At 71.2% G+C, this 17332-nt stretch carries 17 protein-coding genes; 6 read left to right on the top strand and 11 right to left on the bottom strand.

The annotated features are described in order from the left end of the window. Nucleotides 1–311: 311 nt before the first annotated feature. Together ACPXB1_RS27970 and ACPXB1_RS27975 are read left to right on the top strand one after the other, a co-directional pair. Nucleotides 312–3293: a glycoside hydrolase family 3 protein gene (locus ACPXB1_RS27970; RefSeq protein ID WP_355593460.1), complete on the top strand. Its 2982-nt coding sequence runs from the start codon at nt 312–314 to the stop codon at nt 3291–3293. A 107-nt stretch (nt 3294–3400) separates the two neighbouring features. Then, nucleotides 3401–4615 carry an FUSC family protein gene (locus tag ACPXB1_RS27975; protein WP_355593462.1) on the top strand — a complete coding sequence of 405 codons (1215 nt, stop codon included), beginning with the start codon at nt 3401–3403 and terminating at the stop codon, nt 4613–4615. 16 nt (nt 4616–4631) lie between these two features. Here the strand turns inward: ACPXB1_RS27975 and ACPXB1_RS27980 are convergent, their stop codons facing one another. The 3 genes from ACPXB1_RS27980 to ACPXB1_RS27990 all read right to left on the bottom strand — a co-directional run bounded on the left by ACPXB1_RS27980 (nt 4632) and on the right by ACPXB1_RS27990 (nt 6466). Beyond that, nucleotides 4632–5030: a nuclear transport factor 2 family protein gene (locus ACPXB1_RS27980; protein WP_355593464.1), complete on the bottom strand. Its 399-nt coding sequence runs from the start codon at nt 5028–5030 to the stop codon at nt 4632–4634. 70 nt (nt 5031–5100) lie between these two features. Further along, entirely contained in the window at nt 5101–5568 is a 468-nt protein-coding gene (locus ACPXB1_RS27985; RefSeq protein ID WP_355593466.1) for a VOC family protein, read from the bottom strand. A 70-nt stretch (nt 5569–5638) separates the two neighbouring features. Then, nucleotides 5639–6466 (bottom strand): DUF72 domain-containing protein, encoded by an 828-nt coding sequence (locus ACPXB1_RS27990; protein ID WP_355593774.1) that lies wholly within the window; start codon nt 6464–6466, stop codon nt 5639–5641. A 111-nt stretch (nt 6467–6577) separates the two neighbouring features. On the opposite strand from ACPXB1_RS27990, the gene ACPXB1_RS27995 reads away from it, so the two are divergent. Both ACPXB1_RS27995 and ACPXB1_RS28000 read left to right on the top strand, forming a co-directional pair. Next, entirely contained in the window at nt 6578–7597 is a 1020-nt protein-coding gene (locus tag ACPXB1_RS27995) for a glycosyltransferase (protein ID WP_355593468.1), read from the top strand. Nucleotides 7598–7657: 60 nt separating this feature from the next. Next, nucleotides 7658–8407, top strand: coding sequence for a Clp protease N-terminal domain-containing protein (locus ACPXB1_RS28000; RefSeq protein WP_355593470.1), 750 nt, complete (start codon nt 7658–7660; stop codon nt 8405–8407). Nucleotides 8408–8437: 30 nt separating this feature from the next. Here the strand turns inward: ACPXB1_RS28000 and ACPXB1_RS28005 are convergent, their stop codons facing one another. Further along, nucleotides 8438–8956 carry a hypothetical protein gene (locus ACPXB1_RS28005; protein ID WP_355593472.1) on the bottom strand — a complete coding sequence of 173 codons (519 nt, stop codon included), beginning with the start codon at nt 8954–8956 and terminating at the stop codon, nt 8438–8440. A gap of 116 nt (nt 8957–9072) precedes the next feature. Next, on the bottom strand, nt 9073–9261 hold the full coding sequence (locus ACPXB1_RS28010; RefSeq protein WP_355593474.1) for a DNA repair protein: 189 nt from the start codon (nt 9259–9261) through the stop codon (nt 9073–9075). 180 nt (nt 9262–9441) lie between these two features. Here ACPXB1_RS28010 and ACPXB1_RS28015 point away from each other — a divergent pair, with 180 nt between their 5' ends. After that, nucleotides 9442–10104 carry a GNAT family N-acetyltransferase gene (locus tag ACPXB1_RS28015; protein ID WP_355593476.1) on the top strand — a complete coding sequence of 221 codons (663 nt, stop codon included), beginning with the start codon at nt 9442–9444 and terminating at the stop codon, nt 10102–10104. A 241-nt stretch (nt 10105–10345) separates the two neighbouring features. Here the strand turns inward: ACPXB1_RS28015 and ACPXB1_RS28020 are convergent, their stop codons facing one another. The 4 genes from ACPXB1_RS28020 to ACPXB1_RS28035 form a co-directional block, all read right to left on the bottom strand. Continuing rightward, nucleotides 10346–11044 carry a TetR family transcriptional regulator gene (locus ACPXB1_RS28020; protein WP_355593478.1) on the bottom strand — a complete coding sequence of 233 codons (699 nt, stop codon included), beginning with the start codon at nt 11042–11044 and terminating at the stop codon, nt 10346–10348. Continuing rightward, nucleotides 11007–11501, bottom strand: a complete 495-nt coding sequence (locus ACPXB1_RS28025) for a thiol-disulfide oxidoreductase DCC family protein (RefSeq protein WP_355593480.1) — start codon at nt 11499–11501, stop codon at nt 11007–11009. The genes ACPXB1_RS28020 and ACPXB1_RS28025 overlap by 38 nt, the downstream gene beginning before the upstream one ends. Further along, entirely contained in the window at nt 11498–12040 is a 543-nt protein-coding gene (locus ACPXB1_RS28030; RefSeq protein WP_355593481.1) for a hypothetical protein, read from the bottom strand. The genes ACPXB1_RS28025 and ACPXB1_RS28030 overlap by 4 nt, the downstream gene beginning before the upstream one ends. A gap of 346 nt (nt 12041–12386) precedes the next feature. Then, nucleotides 12387–13841: a glycoside hydrolase family 3 N-terminal domain-containing protein gene (locus ACPXB1_RS28035; protein WP_425736010.1), complete on the bottom strand. Its 1455-nt coding sequence runs from the start codon at nt 13839–13841 to the stop codon at nt 12387–12389. A 167-nt stretch (nt 13842–14008) separates the two neighbouring features. Here ACPXB1_RS28035 and ACPXB1_RS28040 point away from each other — a divergent pair, with 167 nt between their 5' ends. Further along, nucleotides 14009–15184, top strand: coding sequence for an ROK family transcriptional regulator (locus ACPXB1_RS28040; RefSeq protein ID WP_355593485.1), 1176 nt, complete (start codon nt 14009–14011; stop codon nt 15182–15184). 84 nt (nt 15185–15268) lie between these two features. Here ACPXB1_RS28040 and ACPXB1_RS28045 read toward each other — a convergent pair whose 3' ends face one another. Both ACPXB1_RS28045 and ACPXB1_RS28050 read right to left on the bottom strand, forming a co-directional pair. Further along, nucleotides 15269–16279: an ABC transporter permease subunit gene (locus tag ACPXB1_RS28045; protein ID WP_355593487.1), complete on the bottom strand. Its 1011-nt coding sequence runs from the start codon at nt 16277–16279 to the stop codon at nt 15269–15271. Beyond that, nucleotides 16276–17283, bottom strand: coding sequence for an ABC transporter ATP-binding protein (locus tag ACPXB1_RS28050; protein ID WP_425736011.1), 1008 nt, complete (start codon nt 17281–17283; stop codon nt 16276–16278). The genes ACPXB1_RS28045 and ACPXB1_RS28050 overlap by 4 nt, the downstream gene beginning before the upstream one ends. Nucleotides 17284–17332 lie beyond the last annotated feature (49 nt).

The following is a 17332-nucleotide window of genomic DNA, read 5'->3' on the forward strand; positions in this document are numbered from 1 at the left end:
TCTCTGTCCTTCCGTCCGCGCCCGGGGGGGGGGGGGGGGCCCGCCCCCCCCCCCCCCCCCCCCGCCGCACGCGCAACCCCGGCTGTCCCGGCTGCCCCGGCGAACGCGCCGACGCCGCGCACGCTCTTGCCATCGATAGGCGCACGTCTATAGTTGCGCGCATCACCACACATTGCGGCCGTGGCATCGCCGCCGGGTCATCGAAGCGCTTCGACGGCCTCGATCCCCGGGCCCGTCAGCCGGGTGTCGCGCCTGGCCACGCCGGTCTCGACGCCTCCTGGGCGTCTGCCGCACGACACGAGGAGAACCGCATGCGGAACAGGCGCCTCCGGCGCGGAATCACCGCGCTCGCGCTCGCCCTGCTGGCCCTGCCGGCCGTCCCCGGCACGGCACTCGCCGAACCCACGTACCCGTTCCGAGATCCACACCTGCCCGTGAACGCCCGCGTCGACGACCTGCTCGGCCGGCTCACCCAGGACGAGAAGATCTCGATGCTGCACCAGTACCAACCGGCCATCCCACGGCTGGGCATCGGCCTGTTCAAGACCGGCACCGAGGCGCTGCACGGGATCGCCTGGTCGACCGACATCGACAACAACGGCGCGGTGGTGAAGGCCAAGGGAACGACGTTCCCGCAGCCGGTGGGCATGGCGAGCACCTGGAACCCGGACCTGATCCGGCGGGTCGGCTCGGCCGTCGGCGACGAGGCGCGCGGTCACCACGCGCAGAATCCCCGGGTCTGGGGGCTCAACCTGTGGGCACCGGTGGTCAACCTGCTCCGCGACCCCCGCTGGGGCCGCAACGAGGAGGGCTACTCGGAAGACCCGACGCTCACCGCCGCGATCTCCACGGCATACGGCTCCGGGATGACCGGCGGGGACCCCGACCACCTCAAGAGCGCGCCGACCCTCAAGCACTATCTGGCCTACAACAACGAGGTACGCCGCGACGTCACGTCCTCGAACGTGCCCCCTCGGGTGCTCAACGAGTACGAGCGCGCCGCGTTCAAACCGGCAATCGCCGCCGACGCGGCGACCGGGGTGATGGCCTCGTACAACCTGGTGAACGGCCGCCCCGCGACAGTGGACCCGGACCTGGCCACGGTGATCCGCGGCTGGACCGACAAGCCGCTGATGAACGTGACCGACGCGTGGGCGCCGAACAACCTCATCGGCTCCCAGGGGTACTACGCGACACTGCCCGAGGGGAACGCGGCCATCGTCAAGGCCGGCGCCAACAGCTTCATCACCGACGACACCAACGCGCAGCCGACAGTCACCGCCATCAAGCAGGCACTGGCGACCGGGCTGCTCACCGAGCGGGACATCGACGCACGTATCCGGGAGACCCTGAACATCCGGATCCGGCTGGGGGAGTTCGACCCGGGCGGCGGCCGGTACGGCGGGATCACACCGGACGTCATCAACAGCCCCGAACACCAGCGCCTGGCCCGGCAGGCCGCCGGCGAGGCGATGGTGCTGCTCAAGAACTCCCGGCAGGCACTTCCGCTTGACCCGACCCGGACCCGCAAGGTGGCAGTGCTCGGCCCGCTGGCCGACACCCTCTACACCGACTGGTACGGCGGCGACCTGCCGTACCAGGTGACGGCGCTCGACGGCATCCGTGAACGGCTGGGCAGCGCAGCCGGCGTCAGCGGGCTCGACGGTGCCGACCGGATCACGCTGAAGGACCCGGCCGGCCGGTACGTCACCGCCACCGGCACCACCGACGCCGATCCGGTCGCCGCCACCGGCACCACGGCCTCCGCCGCCGCCCAGTTCGACGTGGTGGACTGGGGCCAGGATGTGGTGACGCTGCGCAACGCCGCCAACGGCCGCTACCTCGGCTACAACTGGGGGCCGTTCCTCACCCGCGACGAGCAGCCGAACGGTTGGTACGTGCAGCAGCAGTTCAAGCTGGAGCCGCAGGCCGACGGAACCGTCGCGCTGCGCTACGCCGGCTACGAGACCAAGGAGAGCTGGTTCGGCCCCGAGCGGTACATCACCGTCGGTGCCGACGGTGCCCTCACGCTCGGCGCCACCACGGCGGCCGACGCCACCCACTTCAGCCGTGAGGTGATCAGCAGCGGAATCGACAGGGCGGTCGCCGCGGCCAGGGCTGCCGACACCGCAGTGCTCGTGGTCGGCAGCAACCCGTTCATCAACGGGCGCGAGGCGCACGACCGTACATCGATGGCGCTGAGCACCGGCCAGGAGGCGCTGGTCAAGGCCGTTACCGCTGCCAACCCGCGTACCGTGCTGGTGCTCCAGACCAGCTACCCGGTCACCACCGGCTGGGTACAGGAGCACGTTCCGGCAATCGTCTGGACCACCCACGCGGGCGCCGAGACCGGGCACGCCATCGCCGACGTCCTGTTCGGCGACCGCAACCCGTCCGGCAAGCTCACCCAGACCTGGTACCGCTCGGACCGGCAACTGCCGCCGGACCTGCTGGAGTACGACATCATCTCGTCCGACCAGACGTACCTGTACAGCAGCGCGAAGCCGCTCTATCCGTTCGGCCACGGGCTGTCGTACACCCGGTTCCGGTACGGCCAGCCCCGCGTCGACGCGCGGTCGGTGCGGGCCGACGGCACCATCGGTGTCCGGGTCGACGTGACCAACGTCGGTGACCGGGCCGGGGCCGAGGTGGTGCAGCTCTACACCCACCAGCGCACCTCGCGGGACAAGACCCCGCTCCGGGCGCTCAAGGCGTTCCAGCGGGTGGAGATCCCGGCCGGGCAGACCCGTACCGCGACGCTGCGGCTGCCCGCCGCCGACCTGGCGCATTGGGACGTCACCCGCAGCCGTTGGGTGGTCGAGTCGTCCACCTACGATCTCCTGATCGGCGCGTCCGTCGGGGACCTCCGGGGCCGGACCGCGGTCCAGGTGCGCGGCGAGACGATCCCAGCGCGTGACCTGTCCCGACCCACCCGGGCAGAGAACTTCGACAGGTACGCCGGCGTCCGGCTCGTCGACGAGACGAAACCCAGCGGTACGGCAGTGGGCGCCACCGCCGCCGGTCAGTGGATCTCGTTCGACGGCTCCGCTCTGCGCCCTGGCGTCCACACCTTCACAGCGAAGGTGGCAAGGGCCGGCGCGGGCGCCGGCACCATCCAGATCCGGCTGGGCTCGCCCACCGGACGGTTGCTGGGCACGGCCGCCGTGTCCAGCACCGGTGACGACTACCGGTACGCCAGCGTGAGCACCAGGCTGGCGGGTGCCGCCGGCACTCACGACGTGTACCTGGTGTTCGACTCCGCGTTGCGGATCGCTGACTTCTCCATCAGGTGACCCGGTGCCCGGGCAGGGACGGGAACCTCCGTCCCGGCCCGGTTGCGCCCTTTCCGCCCGCTGCTGACCTACCGGATAGTTTGGGGCTGGCGGGGTAAGCGGCGCCCGTGCCCGCCAACGAGCAGCCGGCAGCCGAACCCGGTCCGCCTCCACACGGGCGCGACCAGGCGCAACGGACGCTCGCCGACCTGCGGGAGCGGGGACAGCGCTCGGCACGCGCCCGTGCCTGGCGGCTGCGCCTGTACGGTCTGCTCATCGTCCAGGCGGGCATCGCGGCGGCGATCGCGTGGTTCGTGGCGTACCAGTTTCTGGGCGATTCCTCGCCGATCGTCGCACCCACCACAGCGGTCGGCATCGTGGCAGCCTCGATGGGATCACGCCTGCGGCGCACGATCGAGCTGCTGGCCGGGGTGACCCTGGGGCTCGCCGTCGGTGACCTCCTCATGCCGTTCTTCGGCATCGGGCCCTGGCAGACGGGTGTCGTCGTCATTCTGGCGATCACCGTGGCCGTGCTGCTCAAGGGCGGTGGCTCTCTGATCACCCAGGCCGGCGGCACCGCGGTGCTGATCGCCACCCTGGAACCGCCCGTACACGAGCTGTCCGTTCCCCGGTTCGTCGACGCTGCGGTGGGCGGGTTGGTCGGGCTTGCGGTCGGGCTACTGCTGGTGCCCATCCACCCGAAGCGGACGCTGATGCGCCTGGCCGAGCCCGTCGTCAACTCCTCGGCCACGGCCCTGCACTCGCTGTCTGCGGCGCTGCGCATTCGTAACCTCGGTGAGGCCGAACGGAGCCTCGGTATGTTGCGGAGCCTCACCTCCCAGATCAACGCGCTGAACGAAGGGCTCAGCGCGGCCGAGGAGGTGGTGCGGTTGGCGCCCCTGCGGTGGCGTGAGCGCGACTCCCTGGCCTTCCACGCGGATTCGATCCGTCATCTGGAACGCTCCATACACAGCGCCCGGTCCCTGACGCGGCGACTCACAACGGCCCTCAAAGACGACGAACCGATCCCCGAGGAATTCCCGGCGGCCGTCGACCTGCTGGGCGCGGCATGGGTGACCCTGCGCTGGGCGATCCAGGCCGGTACGGAGCCGCGGGAGACGCGCGAGCAGATCCTGAAGGGCGTCGAGTTGGTAGGGCAGGCACAGGGTGGGGTTTCGCGGATCACCACCAGCCCGCACTCGCACAGGTTGGGCTATTCGGGGCTGATCGCGGTGGGCGAGTTCCGGACCGCCGCGCACGACCTGCTCATCTCCAGCGGTGTGGAGACCGAACGTGCGGCCAGGATGGTGCGCCGGGCGGGGGGCTGGCACGGGCACGAATGAGTCGCGTCGCCCCACGTCACCCGAACAAGTCGCCCGGTGGCAGGTGGCGGCCCTGCGTGGCGTGCGAATAGTCCCGAGACTCGGCCACCAGGCCAGCCTCGTCGAAGCGCAGCACCGTGCAGCCGGAGATGGTCATGGGCTGGTCGCCGACGTGGATCACCGACCAGTACTCCACAGCCGCCGTGTCGCCATCGACGCGTGGCTCGGCGAACCACACCTGCGCCGGGCGGGACTCCTCGGTGAAGCACTCCGTCAGATAGGCACGCAGGCCGGACCGCCCCCGGTAGGGACGGAACATCGAGGCCCAGTGGTCGCCGCTCTCGTTCTGAAGGGCGGCGATCGCCTCGGCGTCCTTGATCGGCCAGGCGTCGGCCCACGTCCTGGCCCAGCGCCGGGCCGCCTCTCGGGTGTCCATGGATAGCCCCTCCGCCTGGCCCGTGATGTCGGCGCCAGTGCACCACGAGGCACCGACATCGAGCGCCCGGTCAGGCCGTCGCGCGTGCGGCGAGCACGTCGAGGTAGTGCGGGTTCGTCATCACGCCCAGCACGTTGCCGAACGGGTCGACAACCGAGGCGGTGACGAAACCCTGGTCCCCGTGCGGCGTGATCGGCTGGTACTCCGTCGCGCCCATCGCCAACAGCCGCGCCACGGTGGCCTCAAGGTCGTCGACGTGCCAGTGCATGACGACGCCGCCCGGCCCCGCCGTCGCCCCGGGTGGCGCCCACCTGCGGTCGATGATGCCCAACTCGCCCTGGTAGTCGCCGATACGGAACTCGGTGTACGCGGGGCGCCCGTCCGGGCCCGGCCGCAGGAAGTACGCCTCCTGGCCCAGGAACTCCGCGTACCACTGCGTGGCCGCTGCCACGTCGTCGGCCCAGATGTTGAGTGTGGCGAATCCCCGCAGGCTCATCGTGTCCCCCTCGTCGATGTCGTCGGCGATCACGCTATCCACGATTGCGGACAATGCCGTTCCGCAATCGCGATCGACACGCCAGCGCTGGTCCGAAGCGCGGCAGCGCTGGTCAGAAGAGGGTCAGCGGTTCGGCAGGTATCGGATCGGGCAACGCGTCGAGGCCGGGTACGCGGGCGCGTACCTCGTCGTGGAACCGGCGGGCGAGCACCGGCGCGTCGGCGTTGTCCGGCGTGTGGATGAACACCGTCGGGGAGCGGCCCTCCCGCAGCCAGTCGGCGACGATGCCGACCCAGCCCTGCCACCCCTCGGTCGTCCGGGTCACGTCGTCGCGACCGAGGTAGCGGACGATCGGGCGGTCGGTGAGCGCCGACGACCGCAGGGGCAGGCGGGGCTTCTTGGTCCAGGCCTCCCGCTCCGCGTCGCTCGTCGGCGGGCTCGTGAAGAACGCTGTGGTGTCGAAGGGGATCCACTCGGCCGAAACGCCGGCGAGGGTTGCTTCGAGCAGCCGGATCGCGGAGGTGTCCGTGAAGAACGCCTGGTGACGGACCTCCACGGCGTACCTGTGGGACTGCGGGAGTTGACCAAGGAAACGGCCCAGGGCCGGCACGTCGGCGGGAGCGAACGAGCCGGGCAGTTGGATCCAGAGGGCGTGGGCCCGCGGGCCGAGCGGCTCGATGGCGTCCAGGAAGGCGCGCAGCGGACCGTCGGCGTCGGCCAGCCGCCGCTCGTGCGTGATGACCTTGGGAAGTTTGAGGACGAACCGGAAGTCGGGACCGGTCTGCGCGGCCCAGGACGCCACAGTGTCCCGGGCGGGGGTGGCGTAGAACGTGGTGTTCCCCTCGACGGCGTCGCACCAGCTCGCGTAGTGCCGTAGACGCTCGGTGGGCGGCAGTGGATGCGCCACCAGCCGCCCCTGCCACGCCCGGTGGGTCCACATCGCGCATCCCACGTGCAGCCGCATGACCGCCCTCCCCGTGCCGACCGGAGCCCACCGTATACGCATCGACGGGCCCGATCGGCCGACGGTGCGGCAGGTATGGTCCCGGCCATGCGCGTGGTGTTCGCAAGCCTTTCGTCAGTCAGTCACACCTACCCGCTGATCCCGCTGGCGATCGCCGCGCGGAACGCCGGTCACGAGGTCCACTTCGCCGCGGGCCCGGCTGTGCACGCGCCGCTCGCCGCGAACGGCCTGCGGCCGTTCCGTCCCGGCGACGTGTTCTACGAGGCGTACGCCGAGGATCTCGAACCGGAGTTCGCGCGCCTGAGCCCCGACCTGGTGGTGCACGAGTGGGGGGTGCCGGGGGCGGCGATCGCCGCTCGTCGGGCCGGCGTCCCGGGCATCTGGCACGGGTTCGGCCGGATGTACCCGGACGGCATCGGCCTCGAACTGCCCACCAGGAACGCCGAGGTCGGCGGTCGGCCGCACATCGACATCTGCCCGCCTTCGCTCCAGGACCGGAGCTTCCTCGCCACGCAACGCCGGATCGAGCTGCGACCGGTCCCCTTCTCCACGCCGGCCCCGCTGCCCGTGCGGGCCGGCGGTCGGGCGTCCCAGCCGTTGATCTATCTCACCCTCGGCAACGCGTTCGGTACGGCAGAGCTGTTCAGGACGGCCATCGCCGCTCTGACGCCGCTGGACGCGCAGGTGGTGGTGGCTGCGGGCGGGGTGCCGGTGGAGGAGCTTGGGGAGATCCCCGGCCACGTCACTGTTCAGCAGTGGGTGCCGCAGGCGGAGTTGCTGCCGCTCGTCGACGTGGTGGTGCACCACGGGGGCAGCAACACCACCCTCGGCGCGCTCGCGGCCGGCGTACCCCAGCTGATGGTGCCGCAGGGTGCCGACCAGTTCTCCAACGCGGATGCGGTTACCGCCGCCGGTGCGGGTCTGCGGCTGCTCCCCGGGGAGGTGACGGCGGACGCCATCGCCGAGCAGGTCCACGCGTTGCTGCCGCAGTACGGCAACGCGGCGTACCGCGACGCTGCCCGCGAGATCGCGGAGGAGATCTCCCGCATGCCCTCTCCGGCGGAGGTCGCCTGCCGCCTACCGGAGTACGCCGAGACGGCAGTGTGAACGACCGGGCATCGTCAACTAAGGGTTGACGATAAGGGTGCGTCAACTTATGGTTGACGCATGACGGAACCCAGCCAGACGAACAGCGCCCTGAAGCTCGACGTCCTCATCCAGTCGATCAAAAAGCTGCACACTGGCGCGCTCGACCAGCTCAGCGACGCGGTCCTCGTCGCCGATCACCTCGGCGAGGTCGCCGATCACCTGATCGGGCACTTCGTCGACCAGGCGCGGCGCTCCGGCGCCTCCTGGACCGACATCGGCCGCAGCATGGGGGTCACCAAGCAGGCCGCCCAGAAGCGCTTCGTGCCGAAGGCGACCGACGCGGGCCCGCTCGACCCCGACGCCGGCTTCGGCCGGTTCACCCCTCGTGCCCGCAACGTGGTGATGGCCTCCCAGGAGGAGGCCCGTGCCAGCGGCAACACCGAGATCGGCCCCGAGCACCTGGTGCTGGGCCTGCTCGCCGAACCGGACGCGCTTGCCGCCCGGGCGATGGCCGCTCGCGGGGTCGCTCCCGAGGCGGTGCGCGAGGCGGTCGCCGCAGTCCTCCCGCCGCGGGCCGAGCAAATCCCGGACCTCATTCCGTACGACGCGCGGGGCAAGAAGGCGCTGGAGCTGACCTTCCGGGAGGCGCTGCGCCTCGGGCACAACTACATCGGCACCGAGCACATCCTGCTCGCCCTGCTGGAGCAGGAGGACGGTGCCGGTGTGCTCACCAACCTCGGCCTGGAGAAGGCAGCGATCGAGGCCGACCTGGTCGCCACCCTCGCCGCCGTGGTCAAGGCGGCCGGCTCGGGCGACACCACCCCGTAGCCGCCTGGTGATCCCCCGGGCGGCGAGGGCTCAGGAGACGTCGGGGAAGCCGTACCGCAGGGCGTGCTCCGGATCGGCCGGGTCGATCTGGCGTACGCCCGCGTCGGCGAGCCGCTTGTTGACCTCGTCGAGGTGCTCGCGCACCAGCCGGGCCTCCTCCTCGGTGACCCGACCCCGGTGCGGCTTGCCGGCGTGCTCCAACGTGCCGTAGTCGACCTTTTCGGCGCTCTTGCGGGCCTTGGGCGGGCGGACCCGCTCGGCGGTCTTCAGCAACTGCGCCATCGGCACGTCGGTGGCCATCGCGTCGAACTCGCTGGCGGTGAGCACCACCCGCCGGGGCTCGCCGCCGCCGTGCTGGTCGTGGATCTCGACAACGGCGACGTCAAGGGCCGCGTCGTCGATGTTCTCCACCTCGCCCGGGGTGGCATCCAACTGCACAGGCCCGGCGACCAGGTCCGGGTGCTCCAGGACGACGACGCGAACCACCTCGTCGTCCTGCTGCAGAACGGTGCCGGTGAAATCGGAGACGTGGATCGTCTTCTTGCCCATGCGCGGAGCTTCTCCTGTCGTTGCCGGAATCCGGACCACAAGAAATTACCCGACAGGTGTGCGAATGCCGCCGCTGGACGGCCCGGGTGTGTCGTGCGCCCGGGTGTGGAACCTGGTCAGTGGGTGTTGAGGCGGTGCCGACTGGAGTTGCCGGCCGGCAGCGCGTCCAGCGCCGCCCAGGGCAGAGCGCCCGTCGTGCGCGGCGCCCGGTGCCGTGGCTGGGCCGGGAGGTGACCCACGGCCTCCGCTGCCCGCCAGGGTCGCTCGGCGTCCTGGAGGTGGCGGTCGTTCGGCTGTATCGGCATGACCCTACCGTCCCAGACAAAGGTGTCGAGATATGGAAATACATATGACGCTCGATCGGTATACCCAGGGCCGGGGCCGAATACGCACGTGAGAAGCGGCTCCGCGTACCGGATCGTCCCGCCCGGTCGCGCCACCCGGCGTACGGTGATCCACGACGGCCGGGTGACGGGGAGGTACGCATGCTCGACCGGCGACTCCACCTGCACCTGGCCTCCTGGCTCGGCCAGTGGCCGGCGGCGCCCGGGTTGCACGTTGTCGCCTCCCACCGGCGGACCCGGCCAGCCTGGGACGGTCGGCTGCGCCCGGCGCTCGCCGTGGACACCGGGCACAGCGCGGTGCTCTCGGTCGCGCCGGAGCGCGTGGCGGCGATCCGGGCGCTGCTCGCACGCGCACCGGACCGCCTGCTCGCCTCGCTACCGGACGCCGTCGGCCTGCCTGCCTGGTGCCTGCACGACGGCCCGTTCCGGTGGAGCCTCAACCCGGCTCCGCTGCCGGACGTGGGGGAGTGGACCGAGTCCACCGCCCCGGGGCTACCGCCCTGGTTGCGACTGTTCGACAGGCCGGTGCTCGTCGTGCGGGACGCGGACGGCGCGTACCTGGCCGGGGCCGGGATCAAACGGCACGACGCGTACGGGCAGGAGTTGGCCGTGGGCACAGTGCCTGCCGCCCGGGGTCGTGGTCTCGCGCGTCGACTTGTGGCACAGGCGGCACGGCGGGTGCTCGACGAGGGTGCGGTGCCGACGTACCTGCACGAGAAGGACAATCACGCCTCGGCTCGGGTCGCGGAGGCGGCGGGCTTCCCGGATCGGGGCTGGCGGGCGTACGGGGTCTATCCCCAGTGAGCGGGCAAACGGCGCGACCTGCGGTCGGTCGTCAGGGCGCGGACCGTGGATCCCGGGCCGGATCCACGGTCCGCAACCTCCCCCCCCCAGGTCCCGGTAACGGGCGACCGGCCGTGGCGGGCCGGTCCGTGTCGATCACGCTACGTATCGAAGTGGTGTGGTGCAAGGCGTAAGCGGTCGCCTCGGAGTGTCGAATTGTGGACTTGACCTGCGGCGGAGCCTGAAGCGGTGATTGGCAGGGTCAGTGACGTAGCGTGCGGATGAGGGCAAGCACCTGTCGCGTCGCCGGGCGGAGCACCCGAAGCCGGGACAGCCCCACCAGTTGGTCGATCAACGGCACGGCGCCGTCGATCAACTGTCGGGTCTTGGTCTGCCCGGGAGACCTGTCGTGCACCCAGTAGAGGACCACGCCCATGTACGCCAGCCAGAGCAGCTCGGGCAGCTGAGGGCGGAGCTCGGGGTCGACCTTGGCCGTCGAGCCGTTGAGCACCTCGGCGAAGAGCCCGATGGCCGCTTCCCGGGGGCCCGAGGACTCCGCGGAGAAGGGACTCAGCGGCGACGTGGGCTCCGCCGCCATCTTGAAGAAGCTGGCCGCGAACTCGTGCGACGGGGTCAGCACGTCGATGGCGGCGTGCAGCACGCCTGCGAGCCGAGCGGCGAACGCGTCCTCCCGGTCGAGCACCGGTTGGGAGGCGGCCCGGTGCTCGACCTGCGACTGGGCGTAGAACTCCTGGATCAGGTGGTCCTTCGAGCCGAAGTAGTAGTAGGCGTTGCCCACTGCGACCCCGGCCTCCTGCGCGATCGCCCGCATCGTGGTCTGGGCGTAGCCCCGCTCCCGGAACAGCCGCATCGCGGTGTCCCGGATCAGCTGTCGGGTCTGCTCCCCCCGGACGGTCGCGGGATCACCCGCAGTGGTCGTCGGCGCAGGCTGCTCGGTCATCGGGGCCACCGTATCCCGCCAGGTCACCCGTCGGCTCGGCCAACGGATCGCGAATCCGCTCCCGGATCGCCGAGGCGGTGGCCACCACCTGCCGGGCGAGCGGCAACAGGTGCGGCCGCGCCAGCCGCTCGGCAGTGGACCGGTGGTCGGCCAGCGCCCAGAGGCACGCGAACCAGGCGCCGTCGCCCGCGTACACCTCCCCGGTGTCGGCCACCACTGTCAGATCACGCAGCGTCGCGTCGTGGTCGAGGCCGGGGAAGCGCCGCCTGGCGTCAGCCGAGCCGGCCGGCACGAACTCAAGGGGTACGAGCTGGGGGCGCGACGCGAGCCACCGGCGGGCGGCCCGGCACAGCGGGCACGTCGCGTCGAACAGGACGGTGAACCTCTGGACCCCACCACCCCCGTGCGCGGTGGGGTCCAGAGGCCGGTCGGGACCGCCGGCCGGTGTGACGGTCATCGGGCCTGGGGGTTGGTACCCGGGCCGGTGCCGCCCTGCTGCGGCCCGCCCTGGTGTGGCCCGCCCTGCTGCGGTCCGACGGGCGGCGCTCCGACGGGCTGTGGCACGGGCTGGTGCGGCACGGGCTGGTGCGGTGCGGCCGCGTATTGCATTGGGAGCCTGCCGATCGGCGCCAGCGGCGGGTGCGGGGCCATCTGGCGGAGGCGATTCCGGCGGTACCGACCCAGTGCGAAGACGTTGAAGAAGTGCAGCGCGCCGAGCACCAGCAGCACCAGGCCGATCTTCATCGACAGCTCCTCCATCGCCTGGCTCGTCGAATCCACCGGATCGGGGTGCTTCATCGACACCGTCACGTAGCCGAGGTTGAGCAGGTAGAACCCGACCACGAGCAGGCTGTTGACGGCGCGGGCGAGCCGCTCGTCGGCGAACACCTCTTCGAGGAAGACCTGTCCGTTGCGGGCCAGCGCACGGGCCACCCAGATGGTCAGGCCGACGCTCACTGCCAGATAGATCAGGTACATCCAGACCTTGGTATCCATGCGGAGACCCTTCTTGAACACGTTCAACTGGTGATGTCATGAGCGTAGAGCAATATTTGAACGTGTTCAACAGCTGGTCCCCGGCGGCGAGCGGATCGACATGCGCTGGGGCACGGTGAGCGCCGGGATGAGGGTGAGGTGCGCGTCCTTTGCTCTGCTTACACCCACGCAACAGAACTGGGACGAAAGTGTTGCGTGGATTGAAGCAGAGCAAAGGACGCGCAGAGGTAGGTGTGGTGAGCGACCCACGACACGGGTTGCTACGCGCAGCGGGCGCGGTGGGCGAACCCCGACACGGGCCGGCACGCGCAGGCGGCGGGCAACCCGCCACAGAGGACGCCAGGGCTCAGTCGGCCAGGCCGAGGACCTCCGCAGCGGCCCGGCCGTTGGCGTGGCTCGCGCCGTACGTCGTGACGAAGGCGCGTACGCCGGACGGACGCCACTGTGCCGGCCAGCCCATCTCCACAACTGTCACCGGATGCTCCGCGGCCAGGGCGGTGATCAGCTCCGGACCGCCGGGCAGGCGGTGCAGGTGCCGGCCCACAAGCACGATCGACCGGTCACCGGCCAACCCGCGCAGCGTCGCGTGGTCGGTCTCGGCGGCGACCACCTGGATCTCGGGCACACCGTCCAGGTGTGGACCGAGGCCCCAGGGCACCCGCCCCTCGGCGATCGTGGACTCGGTGTGCAGCTGCACCACAAGCGGCCGGTCCAGCCCGGTGAGCACACCGTCCACCTGGACAGCCCGGCGCGCCGCCGCGTACCCCAGATCGGGGTCGACCGTCGCCGTCGTGTCGCCGGCGGCCCGGGTCCAGGCGGCGAGTGCTGCGGCGCGGCCGGCCGCCTCCTCGACCCGTGCGGTCGCCAGCGTGCCGTCGGTCAGCGCCTCGACGATGTGCGCGGCCACCCGCTCGACCAGTTCGGCATCGACCTTCGCGCCGATGCACAGCAGGTCGGCGCCGGCCGCAAGGGCCCGGACCGCGGCCGGCCCGACGCCACCTGCGGCCACCGCCGCGCCCTTCATCTCCAGCGCGTCGGTGATCACGGTGCCGGTGAAGCCGTAATCGCCGCGGAGCAGGTCGACAAGGACGGCCCGGCTGAAGGTGGCCGGGCCGTCGCCGGTCAACGCGGGTACCCGGATGTGCGCGGTCATCACCGCACGCGCCCCGGCGGCGACGACAGCTGCGAAGGGCGGCAGGTCCCGCTGGCGCAGAAGCTCCACCGGAACGTCCACCATTGGCAGCTCGTGGTGCGAGTCGGTGACTGTGGCACCGTGGCCGGGAAAGTGCTTGGCGCAGGCGGCGACCCCCGCGGACTGGAGCCCGGAGACGGCGGCGGCGGAGTGGGCGGCCACCCGGAGCGGATCCGCGCCGAACGACCTCGTGCCGATCACGGGGTTGTCGTCGGCGCTGTTGACGTCAACTGTCGGGGCGAGGTTGACGGTGATGCCGAGCGCTGCCAGTTCGGCGCCGATCGCCTGGTAGACCCGCCGGGTGAGCGCCACATCGCCGATCGCGCCGAGGGCGGCGTTGCCGGGGTACGGGCTGCCGGTGGCGTGCGCCAGCCGGGTCACGTCGCCGCCCTCCTCGTCGATGGCGATCAGCGCGTCGGGTCGGCCGCTGCGCAGGGCGGCGGTGCTGGCCGCGACCTGGCCGGGATCCTGCACGTTGGTGCCGAAGAGGGTGTGCCCGGCCAGCCCGTCGGCTAGCAGTTCGACAGCCCACTCCGGCGGGACCGGTCCCTGGTACGCGGCGAGCAACGTGCCCAGCGCGAGCCTGCGCAGTCCTGGATCCAGCCCCACGTGATCTTCCCCTTCTCCGTCCACGGCTGCGAAAAGTCGTACCCGTGGTGGTCATCTCCCTGCACGGTCGGCCGAGCGCTCCACCTGCGGGTGGCCGATACGCTACGGCTACCCGCTCGCAGGTCGGTTTACAGTTAGCAAAGTTTACTAAAACTAGAGGACGTGGCATGAGTGCGACCCGGCTGCCCGGCACCCCCCGCCTGTTGCGGGCCCTCAACGACCGCGCGGCCCTCGAACTGCTCCTCGAACGCGGGCCGCTCACCCGGGCCCGGCTGGGCGAGCTGACCGGGCTGTCCAAAGTCACCGCCTCCCAGCTCGTCGAGCGGCTGGAGGAACGCGGCCTGGTCGCCCGGGTCGGCGAGCAGGCCGGCGGTCGGGGACCGAACGCCCAGCTCTACGCGGTACGCCCGGGGAGTGCACACGTCGTCGGAGTGGACGTCGGGCCGGACCGGGTTGTCGCCGCCTGCGCCGACATCACCGGCGCGGTCATCGGCCGCGTCGAGCAGTCGACGCGGGACACCGACGACCCGGTGGGCGTGGTGCACAACGCGGTGGTGCAGGCCGCGAGTAGCGCCCAGGCGCAGCTCAGCAGCGTCCGGCGGATCGTGCTCGGCACTCCCGGTCTGGTCGATCCTCACACCGGCGACATCACCTTCGCCTTCAACCTGCCGCGCTGGCACAGCGGCCTGCTCGCCGCGCTGCGCGACGACCTGCACACCCCTGTGGTCTTCGAGAACGACGTCAACCTGGCCGCCGTGGCCGAGGCGCAGTCCGGCGCCGCGCAGGGAATGGCCGACTTCGTGCTCGTCTGGGTCGGGGCCGGCGTCGGCCTCGCCATCATGCTGGGCGGCCGGCTGCACCACGGCAGCAGCGGCGCGGCCGGCGAGATCGGCTACCTGCCGGTGCCCGGCGCGCCCATCCCACGTGATGTCTCCCGCCGCGCCAAGCCGGCCTTCCAGCAGGTGATCGGCGCGGACTCCGTGCGCGCTGTCGCCCGCGAACACGGCTACCCGGCCACCGACGCCGCCGGGGCGGTACGCGCGGCCGTCGCCGACGGCGCTGCCGGCGGCCCGATGCTCGACGAACTGGCCCGGCGGCTCGCCCTCGGTGTGGCAAGCACCTGCGTGGTGCTCGACCCGCCGCTCGTGGTGCTCGCCGGTGAGGTCGGCCAGGCCGGCGGGGAAGCGCTCGCCGAGCGGGTGCAGCGTGAGGTCGCGGCCATCACGCTGGTGCGCCCGCGTGTGGTGCCCACGGGGCTCACCGAGGAGCCGATCCTGCGCGGCGCGCTGCGCACCGCACTGGACGCCGTCCGCGACGAGGTGTTCGGCTCCACCGTCGGCTGATTCCGCAGTGGCGGTCATGTGAAGAAATATTTCACCGCTGACGGTCGCACTGCAAGCTCTTGCCGCCCGGCGGGACGGCCCGCCTCAGATCAGGTCGCGGCGACGGAACACGGCGAACGCCGCTGCGGTCAACCCGCCGGTGAGCAGGAGCAGCACCGCCAGCGCAGGCCGCCACGTAAGTGTGTAGAGGCCGTCGCAGAAGGCACCCGTCGAGTTGTAACAGAGCTGCGGATCCCAGAACCGTGCCTCGCCGGTGAGCCATGCCCCGATGTGGCTGGAGAGCATCAGCTGGTCCGGTCGCCGGGCGTCCACGATCTCCAGCACCACCCGGGCGCCCAACTCCCACACCACCGCGTACGCGGCGACGGCGCCGAGCGCCGCCGACGTGTGCCGGCCCAGCGTCGCGATGGCGAAGCCCAGGGCGGTGGTCAGCAACACCAGCACCAGGCCGCGGCCGTGGACGGCGCCGAGCGATCGCCAGAACTCCCCGTCGAGATGGCCGGCCAGCCCTGCCGTCTGACCGATCACCCAGAACGTGGCCAGGTAGACAAGCGATGCCACCACCGACAACGCCAGCATCACGCCGAGCAGTGTGCCGAGCTTGGCGGCGAGCACCGTGAGCCGGCGCGGTCGCCACAGCAGCAGGTTCACCACACCGCCGGAGTTCAGGTCCGCGCCGATGTACGAGGCGCCGACCAGGAACCCGAACATCGCCAGGAACGCGATGAGGAAGTACAGCAGCGGGCGAGCCTGCTGGGCGAAGCTGAACACCCCGCGCAGATAGTCCGAAGCGATAGGCAACCGGTCCTGCCGGGCCGGGTCGATCTCCGAGCAGTCGGCGGGTTGATAGTCGCCGGTGTCGCGGGGGACCGTGCGGTCCTTCCAGGCCAGGCACTCCTGGAACGCTGCCTCCATGCCCTGCCGCGCGTCGATGGCCTGCGTCCGCGCCGCGGCCAGTTCCACGGCGCTGGGCTTGTGTGAGCCGGCAAGTGTGGTCGCCGCGGTGACGGCGAACGCCAGCGCCAGCAGCACGACCATGAGCTGCACGAAGCGGCGCGCGGTCAGCCGCTCCAACTCGGCCCGGACCAGGTTCACGAGTCCACTCCCCGTACGTCGAGATCGATCATCGCGCGGTCCTCGTCGTCGGCCGGCAACGCCGAACCGTCGACCTGGCGTGGCATCCACGTGTGCCCGGCACCGGTCAGCTCCAGGAAGACGCTCTCCAGATCCGGCCGCAGCGGAGTCAGCTCACCCACCCACAGCCCTTGCTCGCCGAGCGTCCGACTCACCACCGTCGGATCGGTCACCCCGCTCACCACAAGCGCGTCGCCGTCCACGACCGCCGTCAGCTCCACCGCCTGCAACACCTCGGCGGCGCGCTCCGGCTCGGCCACCCGGACCAGGAACTCGTGCCGGTCGTAGCCGGCCAGTACCTCGTCCACCCGACCCGCCGCAACCCGCCGGCCCCGCGAGATGATCGTGACGTGGTCGCAGATCAACTGGATCTCGGCCAGGATGTGACTGGATACCAGCACTGTCACCCCGGCCGCCGCCAGCGTCCGCATCAGGTCCCGCATCTCCCGGATTCCCGCCGGGTCCAGACCGTTGGCCGGCTCGTCCAGGATCAGCAGCTGTGGATCCTTCAACAGCGCCGAGGCCACAGCGAGGCGCTGCTTCATCCCCAGCGAGTAGCCCTTGACCCGCTCGTCACCACGGTCACGCAGGCCCACCAGCTCCAGAGCCTCGTCCACCCGTGAGACCGGCACCCCGCCCGCGCGGGCGAGCAGCCGCAGCGTCCGGTACCCGGTGAAGTTGCCGAAGAACTGTGGGCTCTCCACTATCGCGCCGACCCGCCCGGCCACCCGGGGCAACAGCTCCGGCGACCGCTCGCCGAACACCCTCATCACCCCGCTGTCGGCGCGTACCAGCCCGAGCAGGGCACGCAGGGTGGTCGTCTTGCCAGAGCCGTTCGGGCCCAGGAAACCGTGGACCTGACCCGCCTCGACCAGCAGGTCGAACCCGTCCACCGCCACCCGCCGGCCGTTGCGCACGCTGTGGAAGGTCTTGCGCAGACCCTCGATCTCGATGACCGCGCTCATCCGCGCGGCTCCGTACGTCGACCTGGCACGAGCCGTCCTCCAGCGATGG

This window comes from Micromonospora sp. DT68, assembly GCF_049847245.1.
Lineage (GTDB): Bacteria > Actinomycetota > Actinomycetes > Mycobacteriales > Micromonosporaceae > Micromonospora > Micromonospora profundi.

What these genes read in the sequence shown, in the direction of transcription:
- ACPXB1_RS28005 (WP_355593472.1), bottom strand. Translation starts at nt 8,956, where the DNA reads ATGGGCAAGAAGACGATCCACGTCTCCGATTTCACCGGCACCGTTCTG.
- ACPXB1_RS28015 (WP_355593476.1), top strand. Translation starts at nt 9,442, where the DNA reads ATGCTCGACCGGCGACTCCACCTGCACCTGGCCTCCTGGCTCGGCCAG.
- ACPXB1_RS28000 (WP_355593470.1), top strand. Translation starts at nt 7,658, where the DNA reads ATGACGGAACCCAGCCAGACGAACAGCGCCCTGAAGCTCGACGTCCTC.
- ACPXB1_RS27980 (WP_355593464.1), bottom strand. Translation starts at nt 5,030, where the DNA reads ATGGACACCCGAGAGGCGGCCCGGCGCTGGGCCAGGACGTGGGCCGAC.
- ACPXB1_RS28030 (WP_355593481.1), bottom strand. Translation starts at nt 12,040, where the DNA reads ATGGATACCAAGGTCTGGATGTACCTGATCTATCTGGCAGTGAGCGTC.
- ACPXB1_RS28050 (WP_425736011.1), bottom strand. Translation starts at nt 17,283, where the DNA reads ATGAGCGCGGTCATCGAGATCGAGGGTCTGCGCAAGACCTTCCACAGC.
- ACPXB1_RS28020 (WP_355593478.1), bottom strand. Translation starts at nt 11,044, where the DNA reads ATGACCGAGCAGCCTGCGCCGACGACCACTGCGGGTGATCCCGCGACC.
- ACPXB1_RS27995 (WP_355593468.1), top strand. Translation starts at nt 6,578, where the DNA reads ATGCGCGTGGTGTTCGCAAGCCTTTCGTCAGTCAGTCACACCTACCCG.
- ACPXB1_RS28040 (WP_355593485.1), top strand. Translation starts at nt 14,009, where the DNA reads ATGAGTGCGACCCGGCTGCCCGGCACCCCCCGCCTGTTGCGGGCCCTC.
- ACPXB1_RS28025 (WP_355593480.1), bottom strand. Translation starts at nt 11,501, where the DNA reads ATGACCGTCACACCGGCCGGCGGTCCCGACCGGCCTCTGGACCCCACC.
- ACPXB1_RS27970 (WP_355593460.1), top strand. Translation starts at nt 312, where the DNA reads ATGCGGAACAGGCGCCTCCGGCGCGGAATCACCGCGCTCGCGCTCGCC.
- ACPXB1_RS27990 (WP_355593774.1), bottom strand. Translation starts at nt 6,466, where the DNA reads ATGTGGACCCACCGGGCGTGGCAGGGGCGGCTGGTGGCGCATCCACTG.
- ACPXB1_RS28010 (WP_355593474.1), bottom strand. Translation starts at nt 9,261, where the DNA reads ATGCCGATACAGCCGAACGACCGCCACCTCCAGGACGCCGAGCGACCC.